This window comes from Natronincola peptidivorans, from assembly GCF_900111615.1.
Taxonomy (GTDB): Bacteria; Bacillota; Clostridia; order Peptostreptococcales; family Natronincolaceae; genus Natronincola_A; species Natronincola_A peptidivorans.
Window position 1 is genome coordinate 12,472 of the sequence record NZ_FOHU01000012.1, and the last position, 16,402, is coordinate 28,873.

Below are 16,402 nucleotides of genomic sequence, written 5' to 3' on the forward strand. Positions count from 1 at the left end.
AGGATGAAAAAATGGGAATGACAATGACGCAAAAAATATTGGCAGCACATGCGGGCTTAGAAGTTGTAAAAGCAGGAGAGCTTATACAAGCAGATTTAGATCTAGTTTTAGGAAATGATATTACAACTCCAGTGGCAGTTAAGGAGTTTGAAAAAATAGGAGTTAAAGAAGTATTTGACAAGAAAAAGGTAGCGATTGTACCTGATCACTTTACCCCTAATAAAGATATAAAAACTGCTGAACAATGTAAAATGATTCGTGAATTTGCTCATGAAAAAGAAGTAGAAAATTATTTCGAAGTGGGTGAGATGGGAATAGAGCATGGCCTTATCCCAGAAAAAGGTTTAGTAGTACCAGGTGATGTAGTCATTGGTGCGGATTCGCATACCTGTACCTATGGAGCACTAGGAGCCTTTTCAACGGGAATTGGAAGCACAGATATGGCAGCTGGAATGGCGACGGGAAAATGTTGGTTTAAAGTGCCATCAGCTATCAAATTTGTGTTGAAGGGTAAGCCCTCAAAATGGGTAAGTGGCAAAGATATTATTTTGCATATCATTGGAATGATAGGCGTGGATGGAGCCCTTTATAAATCAATGGAATTTGTTGGTGAAGGTGTAAGTAATCTATCAATGGATGATCGATTTGCAATGGCGAATATGGCAATTGAAGCTGGAGGAAAGAATGGCATTTTTATGGTGGATGACAAAACCTTAGCTTATGTGAAAGAGCATTCATCGAAAGACTATACTATTTATACAGCAGATGAAGATGCAGAATATGATAATGTTTACGAAATTGATTTAAGTGCTGTTCGACCAACAATTGCATTTCCACATTTACCAGATAACACAAGAACCATTGATGAAGTAGGAGATGTTAAAATTGACCAAGTAGTGATTGGATCCTGTACCAATGGTAGAATAGAAGATTTACGGGTAGCGGCTGAGATTCTTAAAGATAAGAAAGTAGCTAAAGGTCTTAGAGTAATTGTTTTCCCTGTAACACAAAAAGTATATCTTCAAGCTTTACAGGAAGGACTAATTGAAACCTTTATAAAAGCTAATGTAGTAGTAAGCACACCAACCTGTGGACCTTGTTTAGGTGGGCATATGGGAATTCTGGCAAAGGGAGAAAGAGCAATTGCCACAACCAATAGAAATTTTGTCGGTAGAATGGGACATCCGGAATCTGAAGTATATTTAGCAAGTCCAGCTGTAGCAGCAGCTTCAGCATTAACAGGAAAAATTTCAAATCCAGAAGATATAGCATAAGGAGGCAAGAATAAATGAGGGCACAAGGAACAGTTTTTAAATATGGTAACAATGTAGATACTGATGTCATTATCCCTGCTAGGTACCTAAATACTTCAGATCCAGAGGAACTAGCGAAGCATTGTATGGAAGACATTGACGAAGGTTTTCAGCAAAAAGTAAAATCGGGAGATATCATTGTAGCAGATAAAAATTTTGGCTGTGGATCATCAAGAGAGCATGCGCCTATAGCCATAAAAGCGGCAGGTATATCCTGTGTTATAGCCAGTTCTTTTGCAAGAATTTTTTATAGGAACGCCATAAATATTGGGCTGCCTATTTTAGAGTGTGAAGAAGCAGTAAAAAGTATTGATGCTGGTGATGAAATTGAAGTGGACTTTAAGGCGGGTACTATTTACAATGTCACTAAAGAACAATCTTACCAGGCACAAGGATTTCCAGAGTTCATGCAGAAACTTATGGCTGCTGACGGCTTAATTGGATATATTAGAGGTAATTTGTAGAAAGCAATGGATATGGAGGAATAAGTATGAGGTATAGTATAGCCACAATTCCAGGAGACGGAATCGGACCAGAAGTAATACAAGAAACTATTTTAGTGTTAAATAAGGTTGGAGAAATATTTGGTCACCAAATGGATTTTCAAGAAGTCTTGGCTGGAGGTATCGCTATCGATAAAACAGGAATGCCTCTTCCAAAGGAAACCATAGAGATCTGTAGAAATAGTGATGCAGTGTTATTAGGGGCAGTTGGAGGACCTAAATGGGATAACTTATCGGGAGATAAAAGGCCAGAAAGAGCGTTGCTGGGGTTAAGAGAAGCCTTAGGTCTATATGCAAATATTCGACCGGCAGTCTTATATCAAGCATTAAAGGAAGCATCTCCCTTGAGAAGTGATATCGTTGAAAAAGGTATTGATATCTGTGTTGTAAGAGAGCTAACAGGGGGAATATATTTTGGAGACAGAGGTCGAAACAAGGAAGGAAAAATGGGAGAATCAGCCTATGACACAGAATCCTATAGTGTTGGAGAGGTAGAACGAATTGCAAGATCTGCTTTTGAAATAGCTAGAAAAAGAAATAGAAAAGTAACAAGTGTAGATAAAGCCAATGTGTTGGAGAGTTCAAGATTATGGCGTTCTGTAATTGTAGAACTATCTAAGGATTATCCTGATGTTGCATTAGATCATATGTATATTGATAATGCAGCAATGCAATTAATAAGAGATCCCCAACAGTTTGATGTTATAGTTACCACCAATATGTTTGGAGATATTCTATCAGATGAAGCTAGTATGATTACAGGATCTATAGGAATGTTACCTTCAGCCAGTTTGGGAGAAGGTAGTTTAGGAATGTATGAACCGATTCATGGGTCAGCACCAGACATTGCAGGAGAAGATAAAGCTAACCCTATTGCAACCATTTTATCTTCTGCTATGATGTTACGTTTTTCCTTTGCTTTAGAAGAAGAAGCTAAAGCTATAGAAAATGCAGTAATGAAAGTACTAGAAAACAATTATCGAACAGGAGATATTATTAGCAAAGGGATGACACTGGTTGGAACAAAGGAAATGGGTAGATTGATACTACAAGAATTAGCCAAATAGTAAAAGCCTAGTATGAAGATAGATGTCTGATAGAGGGAGGGAAAGATGATGCAATTAAATGGTGCAGAAATATTGATGGAATGTTTAAAGGAACAAGGTGTAGATACTATTTTTGGTTATCCTGGAGGTGCTGTCATAAATATTTATGATGCTCTCTACAAATACCAGAATGATATAAGACATATATTGACTTCCCATGAACAGGGAGCGTCTCATGCTGCTGATGGTTATGCACGAGCTACTGGAAAGGTAGGCGTATGCTTAGCTACCTCAGGACCAGGAGCTACTAATCTAGTTACAGGTATTGCAACTGCATATATGGACTCCGTACCGATGGTAGCAATCACAGGAAATGTTCCTTTAGCCCTATTAGGAAAGGATAGCTTTCAAGAGGTAGATATAACTGGAATTACAATGCCGATTACTAAACATAATTTTATTGTTAAAGATGTTAACGATTTAGCAGCAACGATTAGAAGGGCGTTTTATATTGCTCAAGAAGGAAGACCAGGGCCTGTTCTAGTGGATATTCCAAAGGATATCACTGCACAAATAACAGAATATATAAAAGAAAAACCGAGGGTTGTTAATAAAGCAGTAGAAAATATAACAAAGGAAGATATAAACAATGCTCTTAAGTTACTAAAAGAAGCCAATAAGCCTCTCATTTATGTTGGAGGGGGTGTAAATCATGCCGATGCCAATGGAGATTTAGTAGCCTTTGCAGAGACTATTAAGGCACCTGTCTGTAGCAGCTTGATGGGATTAGGAGGTTTTCCTGGAGATCATAAGCTATTTACAGGAATGATTGGCATGCATGGAACGAAACCCTCAAATCTGGCAGCTACCCAATGTGATTTATTAATAGCTATAGGAGCAAGGTTTAGTGATAGAGTTATAAGCAAGATGGAGGCTTTCGCACCGCGGGCAAAGATTCTTCATATAGATATTGATCCTGCTGAAATCAATAAAAACATAAAAACCCATTATTGTATTATTGGAGATGTAAAGGAAGTAATTAAAAGAATTAATGAAAAACTCAATCCTATGAATAGGACTGAATGGATTAATCAAATTGATGAATGGAAAAATAGTTTTCCTTTAAGCTATAAAACCAATGGCGCTTTAAAGCCTCAAGCCGTGCTGGAGAAAATTTATAATATCACAAAGGGAGATGCTGTTATTACTACAGAGGTAGGACAAAATCAAATTTGGGCTGCTCAGTATTATAAATATACCAAATCAAGAACCTTTATCTCCTCTGGAGGTTTAGGTACTATGGGGTATGGGTTAGGGGCTTGTATAGGGGCACAGCTGGCTCAACCAGAGAAACAAGTGATTAATATTGCAGGAGATGGTAGCTTTCAAATGAACTGTAATGAATTAGCTACAGCGGTAAAATATAACTTACCAATCATCATCGTGATTTTAAACAATGGTGTATTAGGCATGGTAAGACAATGGCAAAAACTATTTTATGATAAACGATATTCCCAAACTACCTTAGGAAGATCTACTGATATCATTAAATTAGCAGAAGCCTACGGAGCTAAAGGTTATGAAATTACAAATGAAGTAGAGTTTGAAAATGCCTTTAAAGAAGCATTAGAAGCTAAAGAACCTGTTGTTATTAATTGCATTATAGATGAAGAAGACAATGTATTTCCAATCGTACCACCAGGGGCTGCAATAGAGAAAGTAATAACAGAGGAATAATCAATGAGTTTAATACTTCTGAACAATAAAAACAACATCAAAAAGACTTCTAGTTGTTCTTAATATTAATAAATATAAACCATCATACATATGCTCTAAATTTTAATGTGCCAAGAGTTACATTGCACCCCACAGTTTTGCGTAAAACTGAGACCATGTATACTTAAATGTAGCTTTAGATCTGCATGTCTTTGATTCTAGAAAGATAAAGCATTTAATATTTATGGGTGAGGTGAATAAATGCATGAAAAAGATAATATTAATAGGTGCATCAGGATGTGGCAAAACCACCCTTGCTCAAGCTATCAATCAATTGCCTCTAATCTATAAAAAAACACAAACAGTTGAGCATATTTGCCATGTCTTAGATACCCCTGGAGAATATATTGAAAACAGAAATTATTATTCTGCGTTGATTGTATCCTCTAATGATTCTGATATTGTAGGACTTGTACAGGATGCTACGAAAATAGAAACTGTATTCCCACCTAATTTTGCTACGATGTTCACAAAACCTGTTGTAGGAATAATAACTAAAGTTGATTGCTTCAACAAAAAGGCTAAAATTGCTGAAAAATTATTAAAAAATGCAGGAGCGCAAAGAGTTTTTAAAGTAAGCAGCCTTACAGGAGAGGGGATAAAGGAGATAACGTTATTTCTTACAAATTAATGTTTTATAATAGTAAGTAATGGTCTTTTATCTCCTGTAATATTACCAAATATTTTGGATTTTGAGGTAGAATTTCTTTCATAAAGTTAAATTGAAAAAATATTTTTAATTGTATTGATAAAGAATGTATAGTATAATTTAATCAACATAAAAATAATCTGAATATTCAATTACACAAAGGCGTGTAATAGAAAGCGATGAAGCTTCTAAAGGATAGAGATACATTCTTAGGAAGCTTTTTATGCATTTTAAAGCTATTATTAGGTGGTGAAAAGATAAATGGAAGAAAAACAAAGAGTTATACAGGAGTATGTCCCCGGAAAACAAATAACTCTTGCCCATTTAATAGCAAGCCCTGAAAGAGGTATATATAAAAAATTAGGACTAACAGAGGACTATAGAGAAGCCATTGGCATTCTAACCATAACTCCTAGCGAAGCAGCTATCATAGCAGCAGATGTTGCTACAAAGGCTGCTGGTGTAGAGATAGGTTTTTTAGATAGATTTAGCGGGTCGTTGGTTATAACTGGAGATGTAGCTAGTGTAGAGTCTGGACTTCGGGAGGTCATTCATGTCTTACAAAGTGTATTAGGATTTACCCCTAGTCATCTAACAAAATCATAGTAGATTTTACTTTAGTGGACAAAGTGGTGCTAATGTTAAATTATTAAGCATATATTGTTTTACAAGCATACATCTAAGACAAAGATGTATTAAAATACATAAGATAGCTAACAACAAGATGATCAAACCTTTATAAAAAGGGGGAGAAGAAATGTACAAAAATATAGTAATAGCCGATGATGAGCCTATTACTAGGATGGATCTTGCTGAGATGCTCAAGGAAGCTGGCTACAGTGTAGTAGGAGAAGCTTCTGATGGATTTGATGCAGTAGAGCTTTGTAGAAAACTAAGACCTGATTTAGTGTTAATGGATGTGAAAATGCCTTTGTTAGATGGATTAAAGGCTTCTAAGGTTATTACTCAAGAAGGTTTAGCAAAGTCAGTAGTATTATTGACGGCCTATAGTGGAAGAGAATTCATAGAACAGGCTAAAGAAGCGGGTGTAATGGGTTATATTATTAAACCTATTGATGAGAAATCTCTTATGCCAGCTATAGAAGTGGCCCTTTGCAAAGGCAAAGAGATTGAACAAATGAAAAAAGATATAGAATTTATCAGAGAACAACTGGAAACTAGGAAAACAGTAGAAAAAGCAAAAGGGATTTTAATGAAAAAATATCAAATATCAGAGGAAGAGGCATATAAAAGAATAAGAAAGCTTAGTATGGATAAACGTTGTGCTATGAAACAAATTGCATCTACCATTGTGATTAATCAATAAAAAGCAAGAAGTATTTCAATAAACAAAGATGGGTGGCAGGGTATGTTAAAGGAGTTATGCTATATACATACGAATTTATCGGATATGGAGATAATGAAGTTGGAAAGTATTTCCAGCAATCTCCCTATTATATCTGATCTTGTAAAAGCAGATGTATTTATAGACTGTCTGACTAGAGATCCTAATGTTGCTATTGTAGTAGCGGAAGCGAAACCATTAATCTATCCGTCTATGTATAAACATACAGTTGTGGGAGAATTAGCCCTTCGAAAGAATGAACCTGCTGCCTTAAGAACCTTAGAAATTGGTATGGCTACAAGAGATTTAAAGGCCATAACCCAAGAAAACAAAACGGTAAAGCAAAGTGTAGTGCCTATCAAGAATGATAGAGGAAAAACCATCGCTTGTCTTATCATGGAACAGGATATTACGGAGCATGTCAATCAAAATAAACACATGGAAATTTTAGCAGAAACGACAGAACAGCTTACAGAAACATTATTGTCTTTTATAGATAATGAAAACACCATTCCTTATCATATTAATGATGCCATCGTTATGTTTGATCCCCAAGGTGTGGCAACCTATGCTAATCCAGTTGCTGATGAACTATATAAAAAATTAGGTTATCGAGATCATATAATTGGAATGAATTTTGATAATTTAGCTTTTGATGGTAGTGTATTTGAGAAGGTTGTGGAAGCACAATCCTTTAATATTACAGAAATTGATATAGGAAAATTATCTTTACAAGTCAAATATGCTGTTGTAAAACAAAAAAAAATATTAGCATCTGTAATAATGCTGATAAAAGACATCACGGAGGTTAAAGAGAAAGAGAAGGAGCTTATTTTAAAATCAGTAGCAATTAGAGAAATTCATCACCGAGTAAAAAACAATCTTCAAACGATAGCAAGTCTTTTGAGGTTACAGTCAAGGCGTATTGACAATGACTTAGTTAAAAAATCTTTTAATGAAAGTATCAGTAGAATTCTAAGCATTGCAGTTACTCATGAAATTCTAGCACAAAAAGGAGTAGATAACGTTGATATTAAAACAATTTTATCTCGAATCAAAGATAATACATTGGATTATGGGATTGTACCTCATAAAGACATAAAAATAGATTTAAAGGGAGATAGCATCACTTTAGACTCTGATAAAGCAACATCTATTGCTTTAGTAGTAAATGAATTATTACAAAATTCTCTAGAATATGCCTTTGAAGATAAAGATGCTGGTCATATAGAAATATGCATACAAAAAGGGAGTATGTATTCAAGTATATCTATCATAGATAATGGGAGAGGGTTTGATCTGCTGACGGTAAGGCAAGGAAGCTTAGGACTGAAAATAGTGAACAGCATTGTGCAGGATAAGCTAGCTGGGGATATACACATAGATTCATCCCCCAGTGGTACAAAAGTTATTTTTGATTTTAAAAATGAATAGATAACACAAGGTTGTGTTAGTGTAAAAGGCAAAGGGGCCAAGGTAAAGTATGATTTTTCGTAGTTTACCTTGGCCTCTTATGTGTTTTTAGAGGAAAGAGGAGGCAAAAAAATTGAGGGAAAAAATTTTAAGCGTGGGGATTGACATTGGTACATCTACTATCCAGTTGATTTTCAGTAAAATTACTATCGAAAATACTGCTTCGGCAGCGTCTGTACCCAATATCAGTATTGTAGAAAAAGAGGTTATATATAGAAGTGATATTTACTTTACTCCTATAGTTTCCCATTACGAAATTGATGGCTTGAATGTAAGAAAAATTATTGAGAGTGAATACAACAAAGCAAGTATTTCATCTAAAGAGGTCAAAACTGGAGCCGTTATCATTACAGGAGAAACCGCTAGAAAGGAAAATGCAAGTATTGTTTTAAAAACCCTTAGTGATTTAGCAGGAGAGTTTGTTGTTGCAACAGCTGGACCAGATTTAGAAGCCATCATTGCGGGTAAAGGTGCTGGTGCAGAAAAACTATCTAAGGAGGATAGCTGTACCGTAATTAATTTAGACATTGGAGGTGGAACCACTAACATAGCAGTGTTCAAGGATGGAGAAGTTATTGATACCGCCTGCTTAGACATAGGTGGGAGATTAATCAGGTTTGAAAAGGATACAAAAAAGATTTGCTACATAGCTCCGAAATTAAAAGACTTAACAAAAAATATGGGCTTAGAAATAAAGGAAGGTATGGAAATAGGCTTAGAATCAATAGAGAAGATAGCTGATAAAATGACAGAAATACTTCTAGAAGTAGTAGGCTTAAAGTCTCCAACGGAGGCTGGTAAAAAAATGCTTATAGGTAAGGATTTAAAAAGAAATTATTCTATAGATTATATAACCTTTTCAGGGGGAGTTGCAGATCATATTTATGAAGAAGACGGAGATTCACTCTTTAGATACAGTGATATTGGTATTTTGTTAGGCCATTCAATTAGAAAATCCAATCTGTTAAAAAGCTATAAATTAGCAAACCCCATAGAAACCATAAGGGCAACCGTAGTGGGAGCAGGATCTCATACCGTTGATATTAGCGGAAGCACCATTACCTTTACAAAGGATGTGTTTCCTCTTAAGAATATACCTATATTAAAAATGTCAGTTAAAGAAGAAAGGTTAACTAAAGAGAGTTTCATAGAAAAAATAGAAAATAAGCTTAAGTGGTTTGACCTAGAAGAGAAGATGCAAATGGTGGCCTTAGGCATAAGGGGACTAAAAAATCCAAGCTTCAAAGAAATACAAAATTTAGCTGCAAATATTATTAAAGGAATGGAAGAAGTGATTAAGCAAAATGCAGTCCTAATAGTAGTAGTAGAGAATGACATTGCCAAGGTCTTGGGTCAGACCTTGTATAAGCAAGTAGGCTATAAAAAGGATATTATTTGTATTGATAGTATCAAAGTTGACAACGGAGACTATATTGACATTGGCAGACCCTTAGCTAATAACAGAGTAGTGCCGGTTGTCATAAAAACATTAGTGTTCAATTCTTAGAATAGGGGGAGTTATTATGAGGTTAAAAACAAAATTATTTGGGGAGGTTTACAAGTTTAATTCTGTCAAAGAAGTATTGGCTAAAGCAAATGAAGAAAAATCAGGAGATAGTCTAGCCGGGATTACAGCTAATTCTGTTACAGAACGCATAGCTGCTAAGGAGGTATTGAGCAATTTAACTCTAAAAGATTTAAGAAATAACCCTGTAGTGCCTTATGAAAAAGATGAAGTCACTAGGGTTATTCAGGACAGTGTAAATGAAAAAATCTATCAAGAAATCAAAAACTGGTCAGTAGCTGAATTGAGAGAATGGATTTTAGACATTAGTACATCATCAGAAGAAGTAAAACGAATCAGCAGGGGTCTTACAAGTGAAATAGTGGCTGGTGTAACAAAACTTATGTCAAATTTGGACTTGATTTATGGAGCTAGCAAGATTCGGATTAGTGCTCACTGCAATACAACTATTGGATTGCCAGGTACATTAGCAGCTAGATTACAACCAAATCATCCTACTGATAATATTGAAGGAATCATGCTATCCGTTATGGAGGGGTTAAGCTATGGTGTTGGAGATGCTGTTATTGGCTTAAATCCTGTTGAAGACACAGTTGAGGGTGTTACCAAGGTACTAAAAGCTTTTGATGACTTTAAAAGAAAGTGGGAGATTCCAACACAGATTTGTGTGTTAGCTCATGTAACAACTCAGATGGAAGCAATTAAAAAAGGAGCTCCTAGTGATTTGATATTTCAAAGCATTGCAGGATCTCAAAGAGGGAATGAAGCCTTTGGCATAACAGTAGAATTATTAGATCAAGCAAATGATATGATGATGAAGGAAGGAACAGCAACAGGGCCGAATTTTATGTATTTTGAAACTGGGCAGGGTTCTGAATTATCCTCTGATGCCCACCATAATGCTGATCAGGTTACAATGGAAGCAAGATGCTATGGATTAGCAAAAAGATATAGTCCTTTCCTAGTTAATACGGTTGTAGGTTTCATTGGTCCCGAATACCTGTATGATAGCAAACAGGTAATTCGAGCAGGTCTTGAGGATCATTTTATGGGGAAGTTAACGGGCATATCTATGGGTGTAGATGCTTGTTATACCAATCATATGAAAGCGGATCAAAATGATATAGAAAACTTAGCAGTACTATTGACAAATGCAGGATGTAATTATTTTATGGGTATCCCAGCAGGTGATGATGTTATGTTGAACTATCAATGCACTGGATATCATGAAATTCCTACCCTAAGAGAATTATTAAACTTGAGGCCAAGTTATGAATTTGAGAAATGGTTGGGAAAAATGAATTTGATAAAGAATGGGAAATTAACAAGTAGAGCTGGAGATGCTTCTATATTTTTCAAATAATAAAAGGAGGGGAGAATATGATTTCTGAAAAAGACTTAAGAATCGTTATTGAGCAAGTCATATCAGAGCTAGGTATGACATCTGAAAAAATACTACCAAAGGATTGTGAAGACAGAGTAAAACAAGAGATAGTTGAAGACATAGAAAACTGTGAAGAGGATTTGCAGGACATTACTGAGATAGATTTAAAAAGACAGGTCTTAGTTCCTGAGGCTGAAAATTTAGATGGCTTACTAAAAATGAAGGAAACAACTCCTGCACGAATAGGGGTTTGGAGAGCGGGACCACGATACAAAACAGAAACGATGTTACGATTTAGAGCTGACCATGCAGTAGCAATGGATGCTGTTTTTACAAACGTATCAGAGGAATTTTTGAAGGAGATGGATTTATTTACTATAGAAACGATGTGCAATAGTAAAGATCAGTATCTTACAAGACCGGATTTAGGAAGAAAATTTCATGAAGAATCACTAAATACAATTAGAGAAAATTGTATTATGAATCCTGAAGTACAAATTTATGTGTCTGATGGATTAAGTTCCACGGCGATTGAAACAAATATTAGAGATATTCTTCCAGCTATTATGCAGGGTTTAGAAGGATATAGCGTTAAAATAGGGACACCATTTTTCGTAAAGTATGGAAGAGTCCCTGCAATGGATGTTATATCTGAAACTACAGGAGCAGAAGTAACATGTGTTTTGATTGGTGAAAGACCTGGTCTTGCCACTGGTGAGAGCATGAGTGCTTATATGGCATATAAAGCTACAGTCAATATGCCTGAAGCAAGAAGAACGGTAGTATCCAATATTCATAAAGGAGGTACCCCAGCAGTTGAAGCTGGTGCTCACATCGCTGAGATTTTAAAGCAAATGCTAGACAAAAAAGCAAGTGGTTTAGATTTAAAATTATGATGATATCAATTTACAAGAATGGAGGGAAAGTAAATGAGAAATGACCCAATTCGTGCTCAGGTATTAAGTATAAAGCTAATTCCAAACATTAATCCTGATATGGCAACAGAACTAAAGTTAGAAAAGCAACACAGAAGTATAGGTATCATAACAACAGATATCGATGATGTATCCTATACAGCATTAGATGAAGCTACAAAAAAAGCAGATGTTCAAGTAGCTTATGCCAAGTCTTTTTATGGAGGAGCTGCTAATGCTAGTACAAAGCTGGCAGGAGAGTTCATAGGTATTTTAGCAGGACCTAATCCAGCAGAAGTTAGAAGCGGTCTAAATGCTGCTATTGAATTTATTGAAAATGGCGCTTGTTTTTACAGTGCTAACGAGGACGATAGTATTGCCTATTACGCCCATTGCATTTCTAGATCAGGCTCTTATCTATCTGACACAGCGGGTATACAGGAGGGCGAAGCTATTGCATACCTTATCGCACCACCTATGGAAGCTATGTACGCTTTAGATGCTGCTTTGAAGGCTGCAGATGTAAGGATGGCAATCTTCTATGGTCCACCTTCTGAAACTAACTTTGGTGGTGGACTACTTACAGGAAGTCAATCAGCATGTAAAGCTGCCTGTGATGCATTTGCAGCAGCAGTTGAGTATGTAGCAGATAATCCAACTAAATTTTAGCCTTATTGTTAGGCGGTGAGAAAATGAGAGGTAAGGCTCTTGGATTAATAGAGACTTTCGGATATTTATCAGCAGTAGAGGCAGCAGATATCTGCTTAAAGACAGCCAATGTGACCTTGATTGGGCTAGAGAAGGTATCTGGTGGGCTTGTAACAATAAAAATTTCAGGAGATGTTGCAGCAGTTAAGGTGGCCATAGATGCTGCAGAAGTAGCAGTAAAGGAAATGGGTAATTTGCTGTCAACCCATGTTATTTCTAGAACAGCGGAGGGATTAGATAAAATAATTTTCTCCGACATCTGTGGCATCCATAAAACCCAGAAAAAAGAATTAAGAAAAAGTATGAATAAGGATTATGCGGATGTTGATACGATAGTACAAGAAATAAGAATAGATAAAGAATTAAATGAAAACTTAAGTAATCCTGAGAAAACAATAGAAGAGCTAAAAGCTATGAAGGTAGTGAAATTAAGAACTTTAGCACGCAAAATGGAGGGAATCAAGTTAGACAAAGGGGAAATAAAATTTGCGAGAAAAAATCAATTAATAATGGCTATATTAGAATTTTATGAAAGGGGGGGAAGGACAGATGATTCTAGATGATAAGGACTTACGATCTATTCAACAAGTAAGAAACCTTATAGATAAAGCTGACAAAGCACAAAAACAGTTTAAAGAATTTAGTCAAGAAGAGGTAGACATTATTATAAAAGCTATGGCAGAGTCAGGAGAGAAACACGCTGAAAAATTGGCTGAAATGGCGGTAGAGGAAACGGGCTTTGGAAAATATGAAGATAAAATAGTCAAAAATTTATTTGCCAGTAAAGCAGTATACCAACACATAAAGGATATGAAAACTGTGGGAATTATTAGGGAAGATAAAAAAGAAAAAATGATAGAAATAGCGTCGCCAGTAGGCATAATAGCAGCTCTCATCCCCTCAACCAACCCTACTTCAACAACCATATTTAAAAGCCTATGCGCTTTAAAAGCTGGAAATGCTATAATATTTAGTCCTCATCCCTCAGTAGTAACATGTATCAATAAGGCTGTAGAAGTAATGAATGAAGCAGCGGTTAGTGTAGGAGCACCTGAAGGATTAATAAGTAGTATGGCCTTGCCCACCATGGAAGGCAGCTTAGAATTAATGTCTCATAAAAAAATATCTTTGATCTTGGCAACAGGTGGGTCAGAGATGATTAAGGCAGCTTACAGCTCTGGAACACCAGCCTTAGGGGTGGGGCCTGGAAATGTTCCTGCCTTCATAGAAAAATCAGCAGATATTCACATGGCAGTAAAACGGATCATAGATAGTAAAACCTTTGATAACGGTACTATATGTGCATCTGAGCAGGCGGTAATTACGGAAAACTGTATTCAAAAAAAGGTTAAAGAGGAGTTTATTCGGCAGGGTGGATATTTTGCAACAGGAGAAGAAATAGAAAAGCTCGCCGTCATTATACAAAATCCATGGGGAGGCTTAAATCCTAAAATTGTCGGGCAAACAGCCAAAAAAATAGCTGAAATGGCAGGGATAAACCTACCAGAAAGCATAAAAGTTATTTTGTGTGAGGAGAAGGGTGTTGGTAAAGCTTATCCATTTTCCATGGAGAAATTATCTCCAATCCTTGCATTTTATACAAGAGATAATTGGCAGGAAGCATGTGAACTTTGCATTGATTTATTAAATTATGGCGGATTAGGTCATTCTTTGGTTATTCACTCAGAGAATGAAAAAGTCATTCAAGAATTTGCTTTTAAGAAGCCAGTGTTTAGAATTTTAGTAAATACACCATCATCTCAAGGGGCAATAGGTGCTACTACTAGTTTAACACCCTCATTAACATTAGGATCTGGAGGTATTGGGGGTAGTGCAACTTCAGACAATGTAAGTCCCATTCATTTGATGAACGTGAAGAGGTTAGTTTACGGGCTAAAAGAAGCAGAAGAATTAAAACCGAAAAATAATATTGATGTTAACAGGATTACAGAATTGGTGTTGGAGGAATTAAAAAAACTAAATTTTTAAGGAGGAGTAAAAAATGGCAAATGCAAATGCGTTAGGTATGATTGAAACTAAGGGATTGGTAGGAGCGATAGAAGCAGCTGATGCGATGGTTAAAGCGGCAAATGTAAGCTTAGTAGGGAAGGAACATGTAGGGGGAGGTTTAGTTACAGTAATGGTTAGAGGGGACGTTGGAGCAGTGAAGGCTGCAACTGATGCAGGTGCAGCAGCGGCAGATAGAGTAGGAGAACTGATTTCTGTACACGTTATTCCAAGACCTCATGGAGAAGTAGAAGTCATTTTGCCAAAAGTTGAAGGTTAGTTGTTATAGTCCCGGGCTCAATGGTAGCCCGGGTGGATAAACCTTCCAAGGGAGTTGGAAAATATGAAGGTACTAACTGAAGAAATTCTGCGAAATCATTATAAAAAAATTAAATCAAAGAAATATGTAATAAGCAAAGAAATCTTAATTACTCCCTCTGCCCAACAATATCTGAAGGACAACGAAATAGAACTTATTGTAGATGAAAAGTCCCAAAATGGTAAGAACCCTCAGGAAAACTTAGAAGCAATAGATAAGAAGGTGGAGAGAAAATATAAATATCAATGCAATTATACTGGTGGCTACTTTGAAGAAAAACCAGAGTACATGACACATTTATATGGAGATAAACTGGTTTATAAAGATCATCCTCGAATTATATTAAGGGGTAAGTTAGATAGCCTACAATCTAAAATCTTAGAGATTCAAATATTAGTTAATAAAAATAAATTAGTAAAACTTCAAAAGGATTTAGATGAGCTATTACAATTCATTCGAAATATTTTGAGAGCAGAAGTATTAGGTGAAGAACTGGCAGAGATAAAGCTCTTTGGATTAGGGGAAGAAGAAATTAGGGAGATATCTCATCATCCTGAAAAACACTTCAAATTCAAACATGTACTTCCCCATTATGAAATGGGTGATATAGTAATAGGATTAAATACTCTGAGGAGCAACGCTAGGGAAACAGAAATATGTGGGATTCAAGCTTTTAAAAAAGAAGAAAGCATTGAACGACAAGATATACTTATAGCTCTTAATAGATTAAGCAGTGGGATTTATCTTTTGATGTGTAGATATTTGGGTGGATTTTATCGATAGGAGGGACTCACAGTGGAAGAAATACAAGTGAATACTATCCTTCATAGAGTTTTAGAAAAAATAAAAAAAGATTTATATATTCCCATTGAAATCTCTGCTAGACATGTTCATTTGAGCAAAGAAGATATCAAATTACTATTTGGAGAAGAGGGCAAATTAACAAAGAAAAAGAATTTGTCTCAGCCTGGACAGTATCAATATAATGAACGAATAATGTTAATAGGTCCCAAGGGTGTAATTAACAATGTTGCTATATTAGGTCCACCTAGAAATGATACACAAATTGAAATTTCTAAGACAGATGCTATTACTTTAGGCATCCGGCCGCCAGTTAGAGAATCGGGAGATTTGATAGGAAGTGAAAGTCTGCTTATTGCTACATCAAATGGAGCTGTAAAGGTAAAAGAAGGAGTTATTATAGCTCAGAGACATATTCATATGAATCCAGAAGATGCAGAGAGATTTAAAGTTGAAGATAACAAAAAAGTGAAAATAAAAGTCATTAGTGAAAGACCAGTTATCTTTGAAGATGTAAAGGTAAGGGTGGGGGAAAACTATTGTCTCAATATGCATATAGACCATGATGAAGCTAATGCCATAGGTTTTACGTCAGATACATTAGGTAGGATTCTCCTCTAATAGTAGAAAGGAAGAAAT

The 16,402-nt window shown here is 35.8% G+C and carries 17 protein-coding genes; all 17 read left to right on the top strand.

Annotation, left to right across the window (positions count from 1 at the left end):
• Nucleotides 1–11: 11 nt before the first annotated feature.
• The 17 genes from leuC (at nucleotide 12) to pduL (ending at nucleotide 16,384) form a co-directional block, all read left to right on the top strand.
• Nucleotides 12–1,274, top strand: a complete 1,263-nt coding sequence (gene leuC / locus BMX10_RS12415; RefSeq protein ID WP_090444659.1) for a 3-isopropylmalate dehydratase large subunit — start codon at nucleotides 12–14, stop codon at nucleotides 1,272–1,274.
• Between the two features lie 14 nt (nucleotides 1,275–1,288).
• Nucleotides 1,289–1,777 carry a 3-isopropylmalate dehydratase small subunit gene (leuD, locus tag BMX10_RS12420; protein WP_090444662.1) on the top strand — a complete coding sequence of 163 codons (489 nt, stop codon included), beginning with the start codon at nucleotides 1,289–1,291 and terminating at the stop codon, nucleotides 1,775–1,777.
• Between the two features lie 26 nt (nucleotides 1,778–1,803).
• On the top strand, nucleotides 1,804–2,883 hold the full coding sequence (gene leuB / locus BMX10_RS12425; protein WP_090444665.1) for a 3-isopropylmalate dehydrogenase: 1,080 nt from the start codon (nucleotides 1,804–1,806) through the stop codon (nucleotides 2,881–2,883).
• 45 nt (nucleotides 2,884–2,928) lie between these two features.
• On the top strand, nucleotides 2,929–4,599 hold the full coding sequence (gene ilvB, locus BMX10_RS12430; RefSeq protein WP_330387908.1) for a biosynthetic-type acetolactate synthase large subunit: 1,671 nt from the start codon (nucleotides 2,929–2,931) through the stop codon (nucleotides 4,597–4,599).
• Nucleotides 4,600–4,843: 244 nt separating this feature from the next.
• Complete coding sequence (locus tag BMX10_RS12435) at nucleotides 4,844–5,269, top strand: EutP/PduV family microcompartment system protein (protein WP_090444670.1); 426 nt, start codon at nucleotides 4,844–4,846, stop codon at nucleotides 5,267–5,269.
• 279 nt (nucleotides 5,270–5,548) lie between these two features.
• Nucleotides 5,549–5,893 (top strand): ethanolamine utilization microcompartment protein EutS, encoded by a 345-nt coding sequence (gene eutS, locus BMX10_RS12440; RefSeq protein WP_090444673.1) that lies wholly within the window; start codon nucleotides 5,549–5,551, stop codon nucleotides 5,891–5,893.
• Between the two features lie 151 nt (nucleotides 5,894–6,044).
• Nucleotides 6,045–6,614: an ANTAR domain-containing response regulator gene (locus BMX10_RS12445; protein ID WP_090444678.1), complete on the top strand. Its 570-nt coding sequence runs from the start codon at nucleotides 6,045–6,047 to the stop codon at nucleotides 6,612–6,614.
• Nucleotides 6,615–6,656: 42 nt separating this feature from the next.
• Nucleotides 6,657–8,066, top strand: a complete 1,410-nt coding sequence (locus tag BMX10_RS12450) for a sensor histidine kinase (RefSeq protein WP_090444681.1) — start codon at nucleotides 6,657–6,659, stop codon at nucleotides 8,064–8,066.
• Nucleotides 8,067–8,178: 112 nt separating this feature from the next.
• Complete coding sequence (gene eutA / locus BMX10_RS12455; RefSeq protein ID WP_090444684.1) at nucleotides 8,179–9,612, top strand: ethanolamine ammonia-lyase reactivating factor EutA; 1,434 nt, start codon at nucleotides 8,179–8,181, stop codon at nucleotides 9,610–9,612.
• Nucleotides 9,613–9,628: 16 nt separating this feature from the next.
• Nucleotides 9,629–10,993, top strand: coding sequence for an ethanolamine ammonia-lyase subunit EutB (locus tag BMX10_RS12460; RefSeq protein ID WP_090444687.1), 1,365 nt, complete (start codon nucleotides 9,629–9,631; stop codon nucleotides 10,991–10,993).
• 17 nt (nucleotides 10,994–11,010) lie between these two features.
• The gene (gene eutC, locus BMX10_RS12465; RefSeq protein ID WP_090444690.1) at nucleotides 11,011–11,910 is read left to right on the top strand and encodes an ethanolamine ammonia-lyase subunit EutC; all 900 of its coding nucleotides are present in this window, start codon (nucleotides 11,011–11,013) and stop codon (nucleotides 11,908–11,910) included.
• A 33-nt stretch (nucleotides 11,911–11,943) separates the two neighbouring features.
• Nucleotides 11,944–12,597, top strand: coding sequence for an ethanolamine utilization microcompartment protein EutL (gene eutL, locus BMX10_RS12470; protein WP_090444692.1), 654 nt, complete (start codon nucleotides 11,944–11,946; stop codon nucleotides 12,595–12,597).
• Between the two features lie 23 nt (nucleotides 12,598–12,620).
• Nucleotides 12,621–13,199, top strand: coding sequence for a BMC domain-containing protein (locus tag BMX10_RS12475; RefSeq protein WP_090444695.1), 579 nt, complete (start codon nucleotides 12,621–12,623; stop codon nucleotides 13,197–13,199).
• Complete coding sequence (locus BMX10_RS12480) at nucleotides 13,186–14,625, top strand: acetaldehyde dehydrogenase (acetylating) (protein WP_090444698.1); 1,440 nt, start codon at nucleotides 13,186–13,188, stop codon at nucleotides 14,623–14,625. The genes BMX10_RS12475 and BMX10_RS12480 overlap by 14 nt, the downstream gene beginning before the upstream one ends.
• A gap of 13 nt (nucleotides 14,626–14,638) precedes the next feature.
• A complete protein-coding gene (gene eutM, locus BMX10_RS12485; protein ID WP_090444701.1) occupies nucleotides 14,639–14,923 on the top strand; it encodes an ethanolamine utilization microcompartment protein EutM in 285 nt (94 codons plus the stop codon).
• A gap of 63 nt (nucleotides 14,924–14,986) precedes the next feature.
• Nucleotides 14,987–15,745 carry a hypothetical protein gene (locus tag BMX10_RS12490; protein WP_090444704.1) on the top strand — a complete coding sequence of 253 codons (759 nt, stop codon included), beginning with the start codon at nucleotides 14,987–14,989 and terminating at the stop codon, nucleotides 15,743–15,745.
• 12 nt (nucleotides 15,746–15,757) lie between these two features.
• Complete coding sequence (gene pduL / locus BMX10_RS12495) at nucleotides 15,758–16,384, top strand: phosphate propanoyltransferase (RefSeq protein ID WP_090444707.1); 627 nt, start codon at nucleotides 15,758–15,760, stop codon at nucleotides 16,382–16,384.
• Nucleotides 16,385–16,402 lie beyond the last annotated feature (18 nt).

Coding starts and splice junctions, on each gene's coding strand:
- leuC (WP_090444659.1), top strand. CDS start 12: ATGGGAATGACAATGACGCAAAAAATATTGGCAGCACATGCGGGCTTA.
- leuD (WP_090444662.1), top strand. CDS start 1,289: ATGAGGGCACAAGGAACAGTTTTTAAATATGGTAACAATGTAGATACT.
- leuB (WP_090444665.1), top strand. CDS start 1,804: ATGAGGTATAGTATAGCCACAATTCCAGGAGACGGAATCGGACCAGAA.
- ilvB (WP_330387908.1), top strand. CDS start 2,929: ATGATGCAATTAAATGGTGCAGAAATATTGATGGAATGTTTAAAGGAA.
- BMX10_RS12435 (WP_090444670.1), top strand. CDS start 4,844: ATGAAAAAGATAATATTAATAGGTGCATCAGGATGTGGCAAAACCACC.
- eutS (WP_090444673.1), top strand. CDS start 5,549: ATGGAAGAAAAACAAAGAGTTATACAGGAGTATGTCCCCGGAAAACAA.
- BMX10_RS12445 (WP_090444678.1), top strand. CDS start 6,045: ATGTACAAAAATATAGTAATAGCCGATGATGAGCCTATTACTAGGATG.
- BMX10_RS12450 (WP_090444681.1), top strand. CDS start 6,657: ATGTTAAAGGAGTTATGCTATATACATACGAATTTATCGGATATGGAG.
- BMX10_RS12460 (WP_090444687.1), top strand. CDS start 9,629: ATGAGGTTAAAAACAAAATTATTTGGGGAGGTTTACAAGTTTAATTCT.
- eutC (WP_090444690.1), top strand. CDS start 11,011: ATGATTTCTGAAAAAGACTTAAGAATCGTTATTGAGCAAGTCATATCA.
- eutL (WP_090444692.1), top strand. CDS start 11,944: ATGAGAAATGACCCAATTCGTGCTCAGGTATTAAGTATAAAGCTAATT.
- BMX10_RS12475 (WP_090444695.1), top strand. CDS start 12,621: ATGAGAGGTAAGGCTCTTGGATTAATAGAGACTTTCGGATATTTATCA.
- BMX10_RS12480 (WP_090444698.1), top strand. CDS start 13,186: ATGATTCTAGATGATAAGGACTTACGATCTATTCAACAAGTAAGAAAC.
- eutM (WP_090444701.1), top strand. CDS start 14,639: ATGGCAAATGCAAATGCGTTAGGTATGATTGAAACTAAGGGATTGGTA.
- BMX10_RS12490 (WP_090444704.1), top strand. CDS start 14,987: ATGAAGGTACTAACTGAAGAAATTCTGCGAAATCATTATAAAAAAATT.